This is a genomic window from Alkalihalobacterium alkalinitrilicum, assembly GCF_002019605.1.
Taxonomy (GTDB): Bacteria; Bacillota; Bacilli; order Bacillales; family Bacillaceae_F; genus Alkalihalobacterium; species Alkalihalobacterium alkalinitrilicum.
This window is the reverse complement of the sequence record NZ_KV917368.1, coordinates 3,593,253-3,610,183: the sequence shown is the minus strand read 5'-3', so window position 1 is coordinate 3,610,183 and position 16,931 is coordinate 3,593,253. Positions and strand designations below refer to the sequence as shown.

Sequence of the window (16,931 nt, the reverse complement as noted above, 5' to 3'; positions counted from 1 at the left end):
AAGATAATATAGCATTTTTGCTATTATTACAGTCATCCTCACCTTATCAACCTTAAAAACCTTAAGATGGAAAGGGAGGTTGGCCCCTTGATAGATGTGAATAATTTTGAGTTTATGAAAATTGGCCTTGCTTCGCCGAATAAAATTCGTTCTTGGTCACGTGGTGAAGTGAAAAAGCCAGAAACAATTAATTATCGTACACTCAAACCTGAAAAAGACGGCCTATTTTGTGAAAGAATTTTCGGTCCAACAAAAGACTGGGAATGTCATTGTGGTAAATATAAGCGAGTACGCTACAAAGGAGTCGTTTGTGACCGTTGTGGTGTAGAAGTCACTCGAGCGAAAGTTCGTCGTGAGAGAATGGGTCATATTGAGTTAGCGGCACCAGTATCTCATATTTGGTATTTTAAAGGAATCCCTAGTCGAATGGGGCTTGTCCTCGACATGTCTCCACGTTCTCTAGAAGAGGTAATTTATTTTGCTTCCTATGTAGTAACAGACCAAGGAGATACTCCTTTAGAGAAAAAACAACTACTTTCTGAAAAGGAATATCGTACATATCGTGATAAGTATGGACGTTCCTTCACTGCGCAAATGGGTGCAGAAGCAATTAAAAAGTTGTTAGCCGATATTGATCTAGAAAAAGAAGTAGACATACTTAAAGATGAGCTTGCAACTGCACAAGGTCAACGTCGGACGAGAGCGATTAAGCGTCTTGAAGTTTTAGAAGCATTTAGACACTCAGGTAACGATCCATCTTGGATGATCCTTGACGTACTACCAGTTATTCCCCCTGAACTACGACCAATGGTACAGTTAGATGGCGGACGTTTTGCTACGTCGGATTTGAATGACTTATATCGTCGTGTTATTAACCGTAATAATCGTTTGAAGCGTCTCCTTGATCTAGGTGCTCCAAATATCATTGTTCAAAATGAGAAGCGTATGTTACAAGAAGCTGTTGATGCATTAATCGATAACGGCCGAAGAGGTCGTCCAGTAACTGGGCCAGGAAACCGTCCTTTGAAATCACTTTCTCATATGTTAAAAGGGAAGCAAGGTCGTTTCCGTCAAAACTTATTAGGTAAACGTGTTGACTATTCAGGACGTTCGGTTATTGTAGTAGGTCCTAACTTAAAAATGTATCAGTGTGGACTTCCAAAAGAGATGGCTTTAGAGTTATTTAAACCATTTGTCATGAAAGAGCTAGTTAGTAAAGGTTTAGCTCATAATATCAAGAGTGCAAAACGTAAGGTTGAACGTGTTCAACCAGAAGTATGGGATGTCCTAGAAGAAGTCATTCGTGAACATCCAGTTCTACTGAACCGTGCACCGACATTGCATAGATTAGGGATCCAAGCTTTCGAACCGACGCTTGTTGAAGGTCGTGCAATTAAGCTTCACCCACTCGTTTGTACGGCTTATAATGCAGACTTTGATGGGGACCAAATGGCGGTCCACGTTCCGTTATCAGCAGAAGCCCAAGCGGAAGCAAGGATTCTAATGTTGGCGGCGCAAAACATTTTAAACCCTAAAGATGGTAAGCCGGTAGTTACTCCTTCACAGGATATGGTATTAGGAAACTACTACTTAACATTAGAAAGAGTTGGGGCTAAAGGTGAAGGTTCAATCTTTAAAGACCCTAATGAAGCGTTAATTGCATATCAAAATGGTTATGTACATTTACACAGTCGTATCGCAATTCCAGTCGCTTCTTTAAATAAAACAACTTTTACAGATGAGCAATATAGTATGCTGCTCTTAACGACTGTAGGGAAAATTATCTTTAATGAGATTCTCCCTGAATCATTCCCGTACGTGAATGAACCAACAGCGACAAACTTAGAAGTAGCATTACCTGAAAAATACATGGCGCCAATGACAACGAATGTCAAGGAAGTTTTTGCGGAGCGTGATATTGTAGCCCCATTCAAAAAAGGCTTCTTAGGAAATATCATTGCACAAGTATTTAAGCAGTTCAAAATTACAGAAACATCAAAAATGCTTGACCGTATGAAAGATCTTGGTTTTAGGTATTCAACGAAAGCTGGTATTACAGTAGGGGTAGCTGATATCGTTGTATTAGCCGAGAAGAAAGAAATCCTAGCTAAAGCTGAAGAAAAAGTAGATCGTGTCGTGAAGCAATTCCGTAGAGGTCTAATTACGGAAGAAGAGCGTTATGATCGTGTTATCTCAATCTGGAGTGAAGCGAAGGATATTATTCAAGAAAAACTAATGAAATCATTAGATAATCTAAATCCGATCTTTATGATGAGTGACTCTGGTGCCCGTGGTAATGCATCTAACTTTACACAGTTAGCGGGTATGCGTGGATTAATGGCTAACCCATCTGGACGTATTATCGAGTTACCGATTAAATCCAGTTTCCGAGAAGGTTTAACGGTATTAGAGTACTTTATCTCTACACATGGAGCTCGTAAAGGTTTAGCAGATACAGCATTAAAAACAGCTGACTCAGGTTACCTAACTCGTCGTCTTGTTGATGTTGCTCAAGATGTCATTGTTCGTGAAGATGATTGTGGAACGGACCGTGGTCTAGTTGTTGAAGCCATTAAAGAAGGTACAGAAGTCATTGAAAACTTATACGATCGCTTAGTAGGTCGATTCTCTTACCAATCAGTTCGTCATCCAGAAACAGGCGATGTACTCATTTCTAAAAATGAGTTGATTGATGAAGATATTGCAAAAACGATTGTTGATTCAGGCGTTGAGACAGTAACTATTCGTTCTGCTTTCACATGTGATACTCGACATGGGGTTTGTAAAAAATGTTATGGCCGTAACCTAGCGACAGGTAGTGACGTTGAGGTTGGTGAAGCAGTCGGTATCATTGCGGCACAATCGATTGGGGAGCCAGGAACACAGCTTACAATGCGTACCTTCCATACAGGTGGGGTAGCAGGAGACGATATTACACAAGGTCTTCCGCGTATTCAAGAATTATTTGAAGCTCGTAACCCTAAAGGGCAAGCGGTTATTTCTGAAATTGAAGGCTCTGTTGTTTCTGTAAATGATAGTTCCGACAAACGAGAAGTTGTTGTCCAAGGTGAGATGGAAACTAGAAACTATGCGATACCTTATGGTGCAAGAATTAAGGTCATTGAAGGTGACCAATTAGTTCCAGGAGGAAGTATTACAGAAGGTTCGATTGATCCTAAAGAACTCTTGCATGTAAAAGGCGTTAAAGGCGTCCAAGAGTATTTACTTCGTGAAGTACAAAAAGTATACCGTATGCAAGGGGTAGAAATCGGTGACAAGCACGTTGAAGTAATGGTTCGTCAAATGTTAAGAAAAATTAGAGTTGTTGATAACGGTGAGACAACGGTACTACCAGGTGCACTTATGGATATCCATCAATTTAATGATGAAAACTTGAAAGTTCTTCTTGAAGGAGAACGCCCAGCAACTGGCCGTCCTGTATTGTTAGGTATTACAAAAGCATCTCTTGAAACAGAATCTTTCTTATCTGCGGCTTCTTTCCAAGAAACGACACGAGTTCTTACAGATGCAGCGATTAAAGGTAAAAAAGATGAGTTACTAGGACTTAAAGAGAATGTAATTATTGGTAAACTAGTACCAGCAGGAACAGGAATGACACGTTATCGTAACCTAAAAATCATTTCTGAACACGATAAACAAGCAGAATTGGAGCAACTAGAACCAATTGAGGAAGTTGCTACGCAAGAATAAATTTCAAATCATAGTTGACAGCGTAAAGTGAGAGTGATATTATATCGTAGTGTGCCTGAGAAACCTGTAACTTTGGAGGATGAAAAGATGTCTTATGAAAAAGTGACACAGGCAGATAATGTTGTCATAGGTACTAAACAAACGATCAAAGCTCTCGAACAAGGGAACGCAATAGAGGTCATCATAGCCAATGACGCTGATGCTAGAGTTATCCATAAAGTCCAATTACTAGCTCAGAAAAAAGGCGTACCGATAACAACAGTAGATTCCATGAAGAAGCTAGGGAAAGTTTGTGGAATAGATGTTGGAGCTGCCACTGTGACATTAACAAAGTAATAATGTTTTTGCCAAGGTGATGTCGATCACTTGGCAAAAACTTTCTCTTTGTTTAAAAATGAACCACCAGGATCAGTGGTCTTAACAATTTTATAACGAAAGGAGGAAAAATAATGCCTACAATTAACCAGCTTATCCGTAAGGGACGTCAAGCGAAAATTAAAAAGTCTGACTCACCTGCATTAAACAAAGGTTATAACAGCTTTATCAAAGCTCAAACTAACCAATCATCACCGCAAAAACGTGGTGTTTGTACTCGTGTAGGTACAATGACGCCGAAGAAGCCAAACTCAGCTCTTCGTAAATATGCTCGTGTACGTTTAACTAACGGTATTGAGGTAACTGCATACATCCCAGGAATTGGGCACAACCTGCAAGAACACAGTGTTGTATTAATCCGTGGCGGACGTGTAAAAGACTTACCAGGGGTACGTTATCATATCGTACGTGGTGCTCTTGATACAGCAGGAGTTCAAAACCGTATGCAAGGACGTTCTAAGTATGGAACAAAGCGTCCAAAAGAAGCGAAAAAATAATTCAAAATAAATGGTTTATATAATGAAAGGAGGGGAAACAATGCCTCGTAAAGGACCCGTAGCAAAAAGAGATGTATTACCAGATCCGCTTTACAATTCAAAGCTTGTAACTCGTCTTATCAACCGTATTATGGTTGATGGAAAGAAGGGTGTAGCTGAAAGCATTCTTTATAATGCATTTGATTTAGTAAAAGAGCGTAGCGGAAATGACCCTATGGAAGTATTCGATCAAGCACTTAAAAACATCATGCCAGTACTAGAAGTTAAAGCACGTCGTGTAGGTGGTGCTAACTATCAGGTACCGATTGAAGTTAAGCCTGAACGCAGAACAACTTTAGGTCTTCGCTGGTTAGTGAACTATGCTCGTCTTCGTGGAGAAAAAACGATGGAAGAGCGTTTGGCTAATGAAATCCTAGATGCAGCTAACAATACAGGTGCATCAGTTAAAAAGCGTGAAGATACGCATAAAATGGCTGAAGCTAACAAAGCGTTTGCTCACTATCGTTGGTAAAATCAACACAAAAAATATTCTAATAATCATTTAATGATTGAAAGGAGAAATACACTATGGCAAGAGAGTTCTCCTTAAAGAATACACGTAATATCGGCATCATGGCCCACATTGATGCCGGTAAAACTACTACAACAGAACGTATCTTATTCTACACTGGTCGTATTCATAAAATTGGTGAAACTCATGAAGGTGCATCTCAAATGGACTGGATGGCACAGGAGCAAGAACGTGGTATTACAATCACGTCAGCTGCTACTACTGCCCAATGGAAAGGTCACCGAGTTAACATTATTGATACACCAGGTCACGTAGACTTCACTGTAGAAGTAGAACGTTCTTTACGTGTGTTAGATGGAGCAGTTGCGGTACTAGATGCACAATCAGGTGTTGAACCGCAAACTGAAACAGTGTGGCGTCAAGCAACAACTTATGGTGTACCACGTGTCGTTTTTGTAAACAAAATGGACAAGACTGGTGCAGACTTCTTATATTCTTTAAAAACATTGCACGACCGTTTAGGTGCAAATGCGCATCCAATTCAATTACCAATTGGTGCTGAAGATCAATTTGAAGCAATCATTGACCTAGTAGAAATGAAAACTACCTTCTACGGTAACGACTTAGGTACAGATATTACTATAGGAGAAATTCCTGAAGAATACAAAGCCCAAGCTGAAGAGTACCGTACAAAGTTAGTAGAAGCAGTTGCTGAACAAGACGAAGAGTTAATGATGAAATACTTAGAGGGAGAAGAGATTACAATTGAAGAACTAAAAGCAGGAATTCGTACTGCTACATGTTCTGTTAATTTCTACCCAGTTATTTGTGGTACAGCGTTTAAAAACAAAGGTGTTCAGCTTATGTTAGATGCTGTCCTAGATTACTTACCATCTCCAGTAGATGTACCAGCAATTAAAGGTATCTTACCAGATTCTGAGGAAGAAACAACACGTGAATCAAGTGATGAAGGTCCGTTTGCTGCTTTAGCATTTAAAGTAATGACTGATCCTTACGTTGGTAAACTTACATTCTTCCGTGTATATTCTGGAACATTAGATTCAGGTTCATACGTTGTTAACTCAACAAAAGGTAAACGTGAACGTGTTGGACGTATTCTTCAAATGCACGCTAACAGTCGTGAAGAGATTTCAACAGTTTATTCTGGTGATATCGCTGCTGCAGTTGGTCTTAAAGATACAACAACTGGTGATACTTTATGTGATGAAAAAAATCAAGTTATTCTTGAGTCAATGGAGTTCCCAGAGCCAGTAATTTCACTTTCTGTTGAGCCGAAGTCAAAAGCTGACCAAGATAAAATGGGTATGGCTCTTGCTAAACTTGCAGAAGAAGATCCGACATTCCGTACACATACAGATGAAGAAACTGGCCAAACGATCATCGCAGGTATGGGTGAGTTACACCTAGATATCATCGTTGACCGTATGCGCCGTGAATTCAAAGTAGAAGCCAATGTTGGTGCACCTCAAGTATCTTACCGTGAAACAATCCGTAAAGCGGCTAAAGTTGAAGGTAAGTTTGTTCGTCAATCTGGTGGACGTGGACAATACGGACACGTTTGGATTGAATTTGAACCACTTGAAGAAGGTGCTGGGTTCCAATTTGAAAACAAAATTGTTGGTGGTGTTGTTCCTCGTGAATATATCCCAGCTGTTCAAAATGGAATTCAAGAATCGTTACAAAACGGTATGCTTGCAGGCTACCCGCTATTAGACTTAAAAGCTACAATCTTTGATGGTTCATACCATGATGTTGACTCAAATGAGATGGCATTTAAGATTGCAGGCTCTATGGCGCTTAAAAATGCAAAATCACATTGTGCTCCAGCTCTTTTAGAGCCAATGATGAAAGTAGAAGTAGTAGTCCCAGAAGAGTATATGGGAGACATCATGGGTGATGTTACTGCTCGTCGTGGACGCGTTGAAGGTATGGAAGCTCGTGGTAATGCACAAGTAGTACGTGCGATGGTTCCACTTGCTGAAATGTTCGGATATGCTACTTCACTACGTTCACGTACACAAGGACGTGGAAACTACACAATGCACTTTGATCACTATGAAGAAGTACCTAAGAGCATTGCTGAAGAAATCATTAAGAAACAAACTGGCCAATAAATATTAGTTAAGATTGTTTCTTTAATAAGTTTGTTGTAAGCTAAGAAAGGTGATAATCTATTGGTTTTTCATCTTTCTTATCCATAATATTTGATGTTTATTTAAGGGAGGAAAAAGTAAAATGGGAAAAGCTAAATTTGACCGTTCGAAAACACATGCTAACATTGGTACAATCGGACACGTTGACCATGGTAAAACAACTTTAACAGCTGCAATTACAACTGTTCTAGCTAAAAAAGGTGGAGCAGAGGCTCGTGCATATGATCAAATCGATGGAGCGCCAGAAGAGCGTGAGCGTGGTATCACTATCTCTACTGCACACGTTGAGTATGAAACTGATAGCCGTCACTATGCACACGTTGACTGCCCAGGGCATGCTGACTACGTTAAAAACATGATCACTGGTGCTGCACAAATGGATGGAGCGATCTTAGTAGTATCTGCTGCTGATGGCCCAATGCCACAAACTCGTGAACACATCCTTCTTTCTCGTCAAGTAGGTGTACCATACATCGTAGTATTCTTAAACAAATGTGATATGGTAGATGACGAAGAGTTACTTGAACTAGTAGAAATGGAAGTTCGTGACCTTCTTACTGAGTATGACTTCCCTGGTGATGATGTACCAGTTATCCAAGGTTCTGCTCTAAAAGCTTTAGAAGGAGACGAAGCTTGGGAATCAAAAATCCATGAATTAATGGAAGCTGTTGACTCTTATATCCCAACACCTGAGCGTGATAACGAAAAACCATTCATGATGCCAGTTGAGGACGTATTCTCAATTACTGGTCGTGGTACAGTTGCTACAGGACGTGTTGAGCGTGGACAAGTTAAAGTCGGTGAAGAAATTGAAATCATCGGTCTTGCTGAAGAGCCTAGCAAAACTACAGTAACTGGAGTAGAAATGTTCCGTAAGCTTCTTGACTATGCTGAAGCTGGTGACAACATTGGTGCACTTCTTCGTGGTGTATCTCGTGATGACATCCAACGTGGTCAAGTACTTGCTAAGCCAGGTACAATCACTCCACACACAAAGTTCAAAGCTGAAGTATATGTACTTTCTAAAGAAGAGGGTGGACGTCACACTCCATTCTTCACAAACTACCGTCCACAGTTCTACTTCCGTACAACTGATGTAACTGGTATTTGTAACCTTCCTGATGGTGTTGAAATGGTTATGCCTGGTGACAACATCGAAATGACAGTTGAACTTATTTCACCAATCGCGATCGAAGAGGGAACGAAGTTCTCAATCCGTGAAGGTGGACGTACAGTTGGAGCTGGCGTTGTAGCATCAATCCAAGAATAATTTCATCTAACATGATGTGATGGAGGTACCTTTTTAATAAAGGTGCCTCTTCTTTATCATTAAATGGAAAGCATTCATATGAATTGGAAGGATTTATTCATAAACTTGGACTTGATATTTATAGATTTCCTCACTATAATAATAAAAGTGTGATCAACAGAAAAAATATACTTGCATTTCATATTGATATTTTATATAATATTGAATGTTGGTCTGTGACAGCGATGATGCGAAAGGTTGCTGACACACCCGGCCCCATTGCCATGGCAGGGTGTGAGGAAATTTTCGCGGAGTATGTCTGTTTATTAAAATGGACGATAAAGGAGGGGCTTAAATGGCAAAACAAAAAATTCGTATTCGTTTAAAAGCTTACGATCATAGAATTCTTGATCAATCTGCTGAAAAGATTGTTGATACAGCGAAACGTTCAGGTGCTAATGTATCTGGTCCAATTCCACTTCCGACAGAGAAGAGTGTATATACAATCCTTCGTGCAGTTCACAAGTATAAAGATTCTCGTGAGCAATTCGAAATGCGCACGCATAAGCGTTTAATCGATATTGTAAATCCAACACCACAAACTGTTGATGCTTTAATGAGATTAGACCTGCCATCTGGCGTTGATATCGAAATCAAACTTTAATATTAACTTATGTAAAGTTTGTATAGTTCATTAATAAAAATTAACAAATTCATCTATAAAATAATGGCATAAAAATAAATTATATAAAAACACAGGAGGTGTGACTAATGACCAAAGGAATCTTAGGGAAGAAAATCGGTATGACTCAAGTGTTTGCAGAAAACGGTGATGTAATTCCTGTAACTGTAATTGAAGTTACTCCGAACGTAGTTCTCCAAAAGAAAACTGTAGAAAATGACGGATATGAAGCTGTTCAGTTAGGTTTTGATGATCAAAAAGCTAACCGTGTGATTAAACCTGAAAAAGGACACGCAGAAAAAGCAAACACAGCACCTAAGCGCTTCGTGAAAGAAATTCGTAACGTAGATTTAGCTACGTTTGAAGTTGGTCAAGAAGTCAAAGCAGATACATTTAACGCAGGTGACATTGTAGACGTAACAGGAACTTCAAAAGGGAAAGGTTTCCAAGGTGCTATCAAGCGTCATAACCAATCTCGTGGACCTATGTCTCACGGTTCTCGTTACCATCGTCGTCCTGGTTCAATGGGTCCTGTTGCTCCAAACCGTGTATTTAAAGGTAAATTACTACCTGGACGTATGGGTGGAGAACAAATTACAGTTCAAAATTTAGAAATCGTTAAAGTAGATACAGAACGTAATCTTCTATTAGTAAAAGGTAATGTACCAGGTGCTAAAAAGAGCTACGTAACTGTTAAAAGTGCGGTTAAAAACGACTAACGTTTAATGGAAAGGAGGATACATCATGCCTAAAGTAGCATTATTTAATCAATCCGGCTCTCAAGTTGGAGACATTGAATTATCTGATGCAGTATTTGGTATTGAACCAAATGAGCATGTTCTACATGACGCTGTAGTCATGCAACAAGCATCTTTACGTCAAGGTACTCACAAGACAAAAGGACGTTCTGAAGTACGCGGCGGCGGTCGAAAGCCATGGCGTCAAAAGGGAACTGGACGCGCTCGTCAAGGGTCAATCCGTTCACCTCAGTGGGTTGGTGGTGGAGTAGTATTTGGACCACAACCACGTGATTATGGTTATAAATTACCTAAAAAAGTACGCCGATTAGCAATCAAATCAGCTCTTTCTAGTAAAGTAAAAGCAGCTGAGATCGTTGTATTAGAGGATTTAGCATTAAACGCACCAAAGACAAAAGAAATGGTTTCGATCTTATCCGGTTTATCTGTAGATCGTAAAGCATTAATTGTAACTGCTGACTACAATGATGCAGTAGCCTTATCTGCTCGTAACATCCCGGGAGTGACATTTGTTTCTGCTGAAGGAGTAAATGTTCTTGATGTACTTAAGCACGATAAGCTAATCATTACTAAAGGTGCAGTTGAAAAGGTAGAGGAGGTGCTAGCGTAATGTCAAACGCACGTGATATCATTAAGCGCCCCGTAATTACAGAACGTTCAACTGATTTAATGTCTGAGAAAAAATATACTTTTGAAGTAGACACTCGCGCGAACAAAACTGAAATCAAAAGTGCGATTGAAGAAATCTTTGGAGTGAAAGTGCTAAAAGTAGCTACAATGAACTACAAAGGGAAATTCAAACGTTTTGGTCGTCACGCAGGTTATACTGCAAAACGAAAAAAAGCAATTGTTACATTAACACCAGAAAGCAAAGAATTAGAATTCTTTGAAGGTGTATAAGTTTAACAGAGAAGGAGGGAAACAAGATGGCGATTAAAAAGTATAAACCGACCAGTGCTGGTCGTCGTGGTATGTCAGTACTTGATTTCTCTGAAATCACAACTGACAAACCAGAAAAATCATTACTTGCGCCTTTACACAATAAAGGCGGACGTAACAATCAAGGTAAATTAACTGTACGTCATCAAGGTGGCGGACATAAGCGTAAGTATCGTATTATCGACTTTAAACGTAACAAAGATGGCATTCCAGGCCGCGTTGCTACGATTGAGTATGATCCTAACCGTACAGCTAATATTGCGTTAATTAATTATGCTGATGGTGAAAAGCGTTACATTATCGCACCAAAAGGTTTAAAAGTAGGTATGGTAATTGAGTCAGGCTCAACTGCTGATATTAAAGTAGGAAATGCTCTACCATTAATCAATATCCCTGTAGGTACGGTAATCCATAATATCGAATTAAAACCTGGTAAAGGTGCTCAACTTGTACGTTCTGCTGGTGCAGAAGCTCAACTTCTTGGTAAAGAAGGAGATTACGTATTAGTTCGCTTGAAATCAGGTGAAACTCGTTACATTCTTTCTACTTGTCGTGCAACAATCGGATCTGTTGGAAATGATGAACACGAGCTAGTTAATATCGGTAAAGCAGGTCGTTCACGTTGGTTAGGCAAACGTCCTACTGTTCGTGGATCTGTAATGAACCCGAACGATCACCCACACGGTGGTGGTGAAGGACGCGCTCCTATCGGACGTAAATCACCAATGTCACCTTGGGGTAAACCAACACTTGGTTACAAAACTCGTAAGAAAAATAAAGCTTCTGATAAGTACATTGTACGTCGTCGCAAAAAATAACGAGGTTGTTCTGCGGTTCGTAAGAACCGTGGGTCAATCACGAAGGGAGGTTTATTCATGGGCCGTAGTTTAAAAAAGGGACCTTTTGTCGATGATCACTTAATGAAAAAGGTCGAAAATATGAACGAAAAGAATGAGAAGAAGGTTATTAAAACTTGGTCTCGTCGTTCAACAATATTCCCTGAGTTTATCGGGCACACACTTGCAGTTTACGATGGACGTAAGCATGTTCCAGTATATGTTTCAGAAGACATGGTCGGACACAAACTAGGTGAGTTTGCACCTACACGTTCGTACAAAGGTCATGCTGCTGATGATAAGAAAACAAGACGTTAATTAAGAGGGGAGGTCCTTGACAATGCAACAAGCTAAAGCTGTAGCTAAACAAGTGCGTGTGGCTCCTCGAAAAGTTCGTCTAGTTGTGGACTTAATCCGAGGTAAGCAGGTCGGTGAAGCAATCGCAATCTTACGCCATACACCAAAAGCTGCTTCTCCAATTGTAGAAAAGCTTTTAAATTCTGCAATCGCAAACGCAGAGCACAATTATGAAATGGAACCAAATAACTTATTTATTAAAGAAGTATTCGTTGATGAGGGCGTAACACTGAAACGCTTCCGTCCACGTGCTATGGGTCGTGCAAGTCGTATTAACAAACGCACAAGCCACATTACAATCGTTGTTTCAGAAAAGAAGGAGGGATAAGCGTGGGTCAAAAAGTCAATCCGATAGGACTTCGTGTCGGCGTTATTCGTGACTGGGAGTCAAGATGGTACGCTGAAAAGGACTATGCAGACTTACTACACGAAGATATTAAAATTCGTGAGTACATCGAAAAACGTTTAAAGGACGCTTCTGTGTCTAAAATCGAAATCGAACGTGCTGCTAACCGTGTAAACGTAACTGTTCATACTGCTAAACCAGGAATGGTGATCGGTAAAGGTGGTTCAGAAGTAGAAGCACTTCGTAAAGCTTTAAATGAACTAACAGGTAAACGAGTTCATATCAACATTTTTGAAATTAAAAATGCTGATTTAGATGCTAAGTTAGTAGCAGAAAACATTGCTCGCCAATTAGAAAATCGTATTTCTTTCCGTCGTGCAATGAAGCAAGCATTACAACGTACTATGCGTGCGGGTGCAAAAGGAATTAAAACACAAGTATCGGGTCGTCTAGGCGGCGCAGATATCGCTCGTGGAGAACACTATAGCGAAGGTACTGTTCCACTTCACACTCTTCGTGCAGACATTGATTATGGAACTGCAGAAGCAGATACAACTTACGGTAAACTAGGCGTTAAGATCTGGATTTATCGTGGTGAAGTCCTTCCAACGAAAGGAACGAAAAAAGAGGAAGGGGGCAAATAATTATGTTATTGCCAAAACGTGTTAAATACCGTCGTGAACACCGTGGTAAGATGCGTGGTCGCGCAAAAGGCGGCACGGAAGTTCATTTTGGTGAATATGGTTTACAAGCAGTAGAGGCTTCATGGATTACTAACCGTCAAATTGAAGCAGCTCGTATTGCAATGACTCGTTACATGAAACGTGGCGGTAAAGTTTGGATTAAAATTTTCCCTTCTAAGCCATACACAGCTAAACCTTTAGAGGTTCGAATGGGTTCTGGTAAAGGTGCTCCTGAAGGATGGGTAGCAGTAGTTAAACCAGGGAAAATTATGTTTGAAATATCTGGAGTATCTGAAGAGGTAGCACGTGAAGCGTTACGTTTAGCTTCTCATAAGTTACCTGTTAAATGTAAATTTGTAAAACGCGAAGAAGTGGGTGGTGACGCAAATGAAAGCTAATGATCTTCGTAATCTTACGACATCTGAAATTGAAACTAAAACGAAGTCACTTAAAGAAGAATTATTCAACCTTCGCTTTCAATTAGCGACTGGCCAGTTGGATAATCCAACCCGCATTCGTGAAGTTCGTAAGGCAATCGCTCGTGCAAAAACTGTTTTGCGTGAAAGAGAACTTGGGATTAACAACGGCTAATTTGAGAGGAGGTTTGCTTAAATGGAACGCAACCAACGTAAAGTGTACATCGGACGCGTAGTTTCAGATAAGATGGATAAAACAATTAGTGTACTCGTTGAAACGTATAAGAAGGACCGTTTATATGGAAAGCGCGTAAAGTACTCTAAAAAGTTCAAAGCCCATGATGAAGAAAACAAAGCTAAAATTGGCGATATTGTTAAGATTATGGAAACTCGTCCATTATCTAAAGACAAACGCTTCCGTTTAGTAGAAGTAATAGAAGAATCAGTTATTATTTAACTTATTCTTTTAAACCCGAAGGGAGGTAAGATCGTATGATTCAACAAGAGAGCCGTTTAAAAGTTGCTGACAACTCTGGTGCTCGTGAAGTACTTTGTATTAAAGTTTTAGGTGGATCTGGTCGTAAGACGGCTAATGTCGGTGATATTATCGTTTGTTCTGTCAAACAAGCAACACCAGGTGGCGTTGTCAAGAAAGGTGACGTTGTTAAGGCGGTAATTGTTCGTTCTAAGAGCGGCGCTCGTCGTACAGACGGGTCTTACATTAAGTTTGATGAAAACGCAGCTGTTATTGTACGTGATGATAAAAGTCCTCGTGGAACTCGTATCTTCGGACCAGTTGCACGTGAGCTTCGTGAAAAGCAATTTATGAAAATCGTTTCTTTAGCTCCAGAAGTACTATAATATACATCATCCCTTTTATAAGGAGGTGCGATGATTACATGCACGTAAAAAAAGGTGACACAGTAAAAGTGATATCTGGTAAAGATAAAGGTAAACAAGGCGTTATCTTAGAAGCATTCCCTAAGAAAGATCGTGTTCTTGTTGAAGGTGTTAACATTGTTAAAAAACATGCGAAACCTTCTCAAGATAACCCTCAAGGAGGAATTGTAAGCAAAGAGGCTGCAATTCACGTTTCTAATGTAATGATTATTGACCCTAAGACGGGCGAACCAACTCGTATTGGTTATAAAGTAGAAGATGGTAAAAAAGTACGTATTGCGAAAAAGTCTGGCGAAGCACTAGATAAGTAGTCAGTGTTGAAAGGAGGTCAATCGTATGACTCGTTTAAAAGAGAAGTATAACAGTGAGATCGTCTCTTCTTTAGTTGAGAAATTTAACTACCCATCAGTAATGGGAGTACCTAAAGTTGAGAAAATCGTTATTAACATGGGTGTAGGTGACGCAGTCGCTAACCCAAAAGCTCTAGACAAAGCAGTTGAAGAGTTAACTCAAATTGCTGGTCAAAAGCCGTTAATTACAAAAGCTAAGAAATCAATCGCAGGATTTAAATTACGTGAAGGTATGCCAATCGGTGCGAAAGTTACACTTCGCGGTGACCGTATGTATGAATTCTTAGATAAATTAATTTCAGTATCATTACCACGTGTACGTGACTTCCGTGGGATCTCGAAAAAAGCTTTCGATGGTCGTGGAAACTATACATTAGGTGTGAAAGAACAATTAATCTTCACTGAAATTGATTACGATAAAGTAGATAAAGTACGTGGTATGGATATCGTTATTGTAACGACTGCAAACACGGATGAAGAAGCTCGTGAGTTATTAACACAAATGGGCATGCCATTCCAAAAATAATCGGCTAAGCCGAAGAGGAGGGAAAACTTTGGCGAAGAAATCAATGATCGCAAAACAGAAGCGTCAGCAGAAGTATAAAGTACAAGAGTATACTCGCTGCGAACGTTGCGGACGCCCGCATTCTGTAATGAGAAAGTTTAAATTATGCCGTATTTGCTTTAGAGAACTTGCTTATAAAGGTCAAATTCCTGGCGTTAAAAAAGCTAGCTGGTAAACCCTTAAATGGGAAGGAGGTAATATAGATGGTCATGACAGATCCTGTTGCAGATTTACTAACTCGCATCCGTAATGCGAACGTAGTACGTCACGAGAAATTAGAAGTTCCTGCTTCTAACATCAAAAAACAAATCGCTGATATCTTAAAGCGTGAAGGTTTCATCCGTGACTTTGAATATATCGAAGATAACAAGCAAGGTGTAATTCGTATCTTCTTAAAATACGGTTCAAATAACGAGCGAGTAATTACTGGATTAAAACGTATTAGTAAGCCTGGTCTACGTGTATACGCAAAGGCTACAGAAGTACCACGTGTATTAGGTGGTTTAGGTATTGCTATCGTTTCAACATCTAAAGGTATTATGACGGATAAAGACGCTCGTCAACAACAAGTAGGCGGAGAAGTATTAGCTTACGTTTGGTAATCAATAAAGGTAAGATTGGAGGTGCAAATGTATGTCACGTATTGGAAAAAAACCAATTGAAGTTCCAAGTGGTGTAACAGTCACTTTTAACGATAATGTTATTGCGGTTAAAGGACCTAAAGGTGAGCTTAGCCGTAATGTACATCCAGAAATGGTCGTAAAAGTTGAAGAAAATCAAATTGTTATCGAACGTCCAAGTGATAACAAAGAACACCGTTCTTTACACGGAACAACACGTAGTATCATCAGCAACATGGTTGAAGGTGTAACTAAGGGTTATGAAAAAGGGCTAGAGTTAATTGGGGTAGGTTACCGTGCGACTAAGTCTGGTACAAAATTAGTATTAAATGTAGGTTACTCTCATCCAGTTGAAATCGAGCCTGAACAAGGTATCGAGATAGAAGTTCCTTCTAATACAAAAGTACTTGTTAAAGGTATCGATAAAGAGCGTGTAGGTGCTATCGCTGCAAACATTCGTTCTGTACGTCTACCTGAGCCTTATAAAGGAAAAGGAATTCGTTATGAAGGTGAATATGTACGTCGTAAAGAAGGTAAAACTGGTAAATAATAAATAGTTAACGGAAAGGAATGACGTTCAATGATTACGAAGCCTGACAAAAATTTGGCGCGTAAGAAAAGACATGCTCATGTTCGTCGCACGATCACAGGTACTCCTGAACGTCCACGTTTAAATGTTTTCCGTTCTTCTAAACACATTTACGCACAGCTAATTGATGATGTGAACGGTGTAACATTAGCATCTGCGTCAAGTTTAGATAAAGAACTTAACTTAGAGAACGGTGGAAATAAAGAAGCGGCAAAAGCTGTTGGAGAACTTGTAGCGAAGCGTGCAGTTGAAAATGGTTTCACGACAATCGTATTTGATCGTGGAGGTTACTTATATCACGGACGTGTTCAAGTATTAGCTGATGCAGCTCGTGAAGCTGGATTACAATTTTAATGTAAAAAGGAGGGAAACT

Annotated in this window: 24 protein-coding genes; all 24 read left to right on the top strand. The window is 39.7% G+C overall.

Features of this window, described 5'->3' with window-relative positions; translation table 11 throughout:
- The first annotated feature begins 87 nt into the window (after positions 1 to 87).
- The 24 genes from rpoC (at position 88) to rplR (ending at position 16,912) form a co-directional block, all read left to right on the top strand.
- Positions 88 to 3,711: a DNA-directed RNA polymerase subunit beta' gene (gene rpoC / locus BK574_RS17540; protein WP_078429455.1), complete on the top strand. Its 3,624-nt coding sequence runs from the start codon at positions 88 to 90 to the stop codon at positions 3,709 to 3,711.
- A gap of 87 nt (positions 3,712 to 3,798) precedes the next feature.
- Positions 3,799 to 4,047, top strand: coding sequence for a 50S ribosomal protein L7ae-like protein (locus BK574_RS17535; protein ID WP_078429454.1), 249 nt, complete (start codon positions 3,799 to 3,801; stop codon positions 4,045 to 4,047).
- 113 nt (positions 4,048 to 4,160) lie between these two features.
- Positions 4,161 to 4,583: a 30S ribosomal protein S12 gene (rpsL, locus tag BK574_RS17530; RefSeq protein ID WP_075388600.1), complete on the top strand. Its 423-nt coding sequence runs from the start codon at positions 4,161 to 4,163 to the stop codon at positions 4,581 to 4,583.
- Positions 4,584 to 4,623: 40 nt separating this feature from the next.
- Positions 4,624 to 5,094, top strand: a complete 471-nt coding sequence (rpsG, locus tag BK574_RS17525) for a 30S ribosomal protein S7 (RefSeq protein ID WP_075388599.1) — start codon at positions 4,624 to 4,626, stop codon at positions 5,092 to 5,094.
- Between the two features lie 56 nt (positions 5,095 to 5,150).
- A complete protein-coding gene (gene fusA / locus BK574_RS17520) occupies positions 5,151 to 7,229 on the top strand; it encodes an elongation factor G (protein WP_078429453.1) in 2,079 nt (692 codons plus the stop codon).
- 121 nt (positions 7,230 to 7,350) lie between these two features.
- Complete coding sequence (tuf, locus tag BK574_RS17515) at positions 7,351 to 8,538, top strand: elongation factor Tu (protein WP_075388597.1); 1,188 nt, start codon at positions 7,351 to 7,353, stop codon at positions 8,536 to 8,538.
- A gap of 334 nt (positions 8,539 to 8,872) precedes the next feature.
- Positions 8,873 to 9,181 carry a 30S ribosomal protein S10 gene (gene rpsJ / locus BK574_RS17505; protein ID WP_026673495.1) on the top strand — a complete coding sequence of 103 codons (309 nt, stop codon included), beginning with the start codon at positions 8,873 to 8,875 and terminating at the stop codon, positions 9,179 to 9,181.
- 107 nt (positions 9,182 to 9,288) lie between these two features.
- The gene (gene rplC / locus BK574_RS17500) at positions 9,289 to 9,918 is read left to right on the top strand and encodes a 50S ribosomal protein L3 (RefSeq protein WP_078429452.1); all 630 of its coding nucleotides are present in this window, start codon (positions 9,289 to 9,291) and stop codon (positions 9,916 to 9,918) included.
- Positions 9,919 to 9,943: 25 nt separating this feature from the next.
- A complete protein-coding gene (gene rplD / locus BK574_RS17495; RefSeq protein WP_075388594.1) occupies positions 9,944 to 10,567 on the top strand; it encodes a 50S ribosomal protein L4 in 624 nt (207 codons plus the stop codon).
- On the top strand, positions 10,567 to 10,857 hold the full coding sequence (rplW, locus tag BK574_RS17490; RefSeq protein WP_075388593.1) for a 50S ribosomal protein L23: 291 nt from the start codon (positions 10,567 to 10,569) through the stop codon (positions 10,855 to 10,857). The genes rplD and rplW overlap by 1 nt, the downstream gene beginning before the upstream one ends.
- A 26-nt stretch (positions 10,858 to 10,883) precedes the next feature.
- On the top strand, positions 10,884 to 11,714 hold the full coding sequence (rplB, locus tag BK574_RS17485) for a 50S ribosomal protein L2 (protein WP_078429451.1): 831 nt from the start codon (positions 10,884 to 10,886) through the stop codon (positions 11,712 to 11,714).
- 57 nt (positions 11,715 to 11,771) lie between these two features.
- Entirely contained in the window at positions 11,772 to 12,050 is a 279-nt protein-coding gene (gene rpsS, locus BK574_RS17480; RefSeq protein WP_075388591.1) for a 30S ribosomal protein S19, read from the top strand.
- A 22-nt stretch (positions 12,051 to 12,072) separates the two neighbouring features.
- Positions 12,073 to 12,417, top strand: a complete 345-nt coding sequence (rplV, locus tag BK574_RS17475; RefSeq protein ID WP_075388590.1) for a 50S ribosomal protein L22 — start codon at positions 12,073 to 12,075, stop codon at positions 12,415 to 12,417.
- A 2-nt stretch (positions 12,418 to 12,419) separates the two neighbouring features.
- Positions 12,420 to 13,079 (top strand): 30S ribosomal protein S3, encoded by a 660-nt coding sequence (gene rpsC / locus BK574_RS17470; RefSeq protein WP_075388589.1) that lies wholly within the window; start codon positions 12,420 to 12,422, stop codon positions 13,077 to 13,079.
- Positions 13,080 to 13,081: 2 nt separating this feature from the next.
- Positions 13,082 to 13,516: a 50S ribosomal protein L16 gene (gene rplP, locus BK574_RS17465; RefSeq protein ID WP_075388588.1), complete on the top strand. Its 435-nt coding sequence runs from the start codon at positions 13,082 to 13,084 to the stop codon at positions 13,514 to 13,516.
- The gene (rpmC, locus tag BK574_RS17460) at positions 13,506 to 13,709 is read left to right on the top strand and encodes a 50S ribosomal protein L29 (RefSeq protein WP_075388587.1); all 204 of its coding nucleotides are present in this window, start codon (positions 13,506 to 13,508) and stop codon (positions 13,707 to 13,709) included. The genes rplP and rpmC overlap by 11 nt, the downstream gene beginning before the upstream one ends.
- Before the next feature lie 21 nt (positions 13,710 to 13,730).
- Positions 13,731 to 13,991, top strand: a complete 261-nt coding sequence (gene rpsQ, locus BK574_RS17455; protein ID WP_075388586.1) for a 30S ribosomal protein S17 — start codon at positions 13,731 to 13,733, stop codon at positions 13,989 to 13,991.
- A gap of 35 nt (positions 13,992 to 14,026) precedes the next feature.
- Positions 14,027 to 14,395: a 50S ribosomal protein L14 gene (gene rplN / locus BK574_RS17450; protein ID WP_075388585.1), complete on the top strand. Its 369-nt coding sequence runs from the start codon at positions 14,027 to 14,029 to the stop codon at positions 14,393 to 14,395.
- 38 nt (positions 14,396 to 14,433) lie between these two features.
- Positions 14,434 to 14,745: a 50S ribosomal protein L24 gene (rplX, locus tag BK574_RS17445; protein ID WP_075388584.1), complete on the top strand. Its 312-nt coding sequence runs from the start codon at positions 14,434 to 14,436 to the stop codon at positions 14,743 to 14,745.
- Between the two features lie 25 nt (positions 14,746 to 14,770).
- Positions 14,771 to 15,310 carry a 50S ribosomal protein L5 gene (gene rplE, locus BK574_RS17440; RefSeq protein WP_075388583.1) on the top strand — a complete coding sequence of 180 codons (540 nt, stop codon included), beginning with the start codon at positions 14,771 to 14,773 and terminating at the stop codon, positions 15,308 to 15,310.
- A 28-nt stretch (positions 15,311 to 15,338) separates the two neighbouring features.
- Positions 15,339 to 15,524 carry a type Z 30S ribosomal protein S14 gene (locus BK574_RS17435; RefSeq protein WP_075388582.1) on the top strand — a complete coding sequence of 62 codons (186 nt, stop codon included), beginning with the start codon at positions 15,339 to 15,341 and terminating at the stop codon, positions 15,522 to 15,524.
- A gap of 28 nt (positions 15,525 to 15,552) precedes the next feature.
- Positions 15,553 to 15,951, top strand: a complete 399-nt coding sequence (gene rpsH / locus BK574_RS17430) for a 30S ribosomal protein S8 (RefSeq protein WP_075388581.1) — start codon at positions 15,553 to 15,555, stop codon at positions 15,949 to 15,951.
- Positions 15,952 to 15,982: 31 nt separating this feature from the next.
- Positions 15,983 to 16,519 carry a 50S ribosomal protein L6 gene (rplF, locus tag BK574_RS17425; protein ID WP_075388580.1) on the top strand — a complete coding sequence of 179 codons (537 nt, stop codon included), beginning with the start codon at positions 15,983 to 15,985 and terminating at the stop codon, positions 16,517 to 16,519.
- 30 nt (positions 16,520 to 16,549) lie between these two features.
- A complete protein-coding gene (gene rplR, locus BK574_RS17420; RefSeq protein ID WP_075388579.1) occupies positions 16,550 to 16,912 on the top strand; it encodes a 50S ribosomal protein L18 in 363 nt (120 codons plus the stop codon).
- Positions 16,913 to 16,931: the final 19 nt, after the last annotated feature.

What these genes read in the sequence shown, in the direction of transcription:
- BK574_RS17535 (WP_078429454.1), top strand. Translation starts at nt 3,799, where the DNA reads ATGTCTTATGAAAAAGTGACACAGGCAGATAATGTTGTCATAGGTACT.
- rpsL (WP_075388600.1), top strand. Translation starts at nt 4,161, where the DNA reads ATGCCTACAATTAACCAGCTTATCCGTAAGGGACGTCAAGCGAAAATT.
- rpsG (WP_075388599.1), top strand. Translation starts at nt 4,624, where the DNA reads ATGCCTCGTAAAGGACCCGTAGCAAAAAGAGATGTATTACCAGATCCG.
- fusA (WP_078429453.1), top strand. Translation starts at nt 5,151, where the DNA reads ATGGCAAGAGAGTTCTCCTTAAAGAATACACGTAATATCGGCATCATG.
- tuf (WP_075388597.1), top strand. Translation starts at nt 7,351, where the DNA reads ATGGGAAAAGCTAAATTTGACCGTTCGAAAACACATGCTAACATTGGT.
- rpsJ (WP_026673495.1), top strand. Translation starts at nt 8,873, where the DNA reads ATGGCAAAACAAAAAATTCGTATTCGTTTAAAAGCTTACGATCATAGA.
- rplC (WP_078429452.1), top strand. Translation starts at nt 9,289, where the DNA reads ATGACCAAAGGAATCTTAGGGAAGAAAATCGGTATGACTCAAGTGTTT.
- rplD (WP_075388594.1), top strand. Translation starts at nt 9,944, where the DNA reads ATGCCTAAAGTAGCATTATTTAATCAATCCGGCTCTCAAGTTGGAGAC.
- rplW (WP_075388593.1), top strand. Translation starts at nt 10,567, where the DNA reads ATGTCAAACGCACGTGATATCATTAAGCGCCCCGTAATTACAGAACGT.
- rplB (WP_078429451.1), top strand. Translation starts at nt 10,884, where the DNA reads ATGGCGATTAAAAAGTATAAACCGACCAGTGCTGGTCGTCGTGGTATG.
- rpsS (WP_075388591.1), top strand. Translation starts at nt 11,772, where the DNA reads ATGGGCCGTAGTTTAAAAAAGGGACCTTTTGTCGATGATCACTTAATG.
- rplV (WP_075388590.1), top strand. Translation starts at nt 12,073, where the DNA reads ATGCAACAAGCTAAAGCTGTAGCTAAACAAGTGCGTGTGGCTCCTCGA.
- rplP (WP_075388588.1), top strand. Translation starts at nt 13,082, where the DNA reads ATGTTATTGCCAAAACGTGTTAAATACCGTCGTGAACACCGTGGTAAG.
- rpmC (WP_075388587.1), top strand. Translation starts at nt 13,506, where the DNA reads ATGAAAGCTAATGATCTTCGTAATCTTACGACATCTGAAATTGAAACT.
- rpsQ (WP_075388586.1), top strand. Translation starts at nt 13,731, where the DNA reads ATGGAACGCAACCAACGTAAAGTGTACATCGGACGCGTAGTTTCAGAT.
- rplN (WP_075388585.1), top strand. Translation starts at nt 14,027, where the DNA reads ATGATTCAACAAGAGAGCCGTTTAAAAGTTGCTGACAACTCTGGTGCT.
- rplX (WP_075388584.1), top strand. Translation starts at nt 14,434, where the DNA reads ATGCACGTAAAAAAAGGTGACACAGTAAAAGTGATATCTGGTAAAGAT.
- rplE (WP_075388583.1), top strand. Translation starts at nt 14,771, where the DNA reads ATGACTCGTTTAAAAGAGAAGTATAACAGTGAGATCGTCTCTTCTTTA.
- rpsH (WP_075388581.1), top strand. Translation starts at nt 15,553, where the DNA reads ATGGTCATGACAGATCCTGTTGCAGATTTACTAACTCGCATCCGTAAT.
- rplF (WP_075388580.1), top strand. Translation starts at nt 15,983, where the DNA reads ATGTCACGTATTGGAAAAAAACCAATTGAAGTTCCAAGTGGTGTAACA.
- rplR (WP_075388579.1), top strand. Translation starts at nt 16,550, where the DNA reads ATGATTACGAAGCCTGACAAAAATTTGGCGCGTAAGAAAAGACATGCT.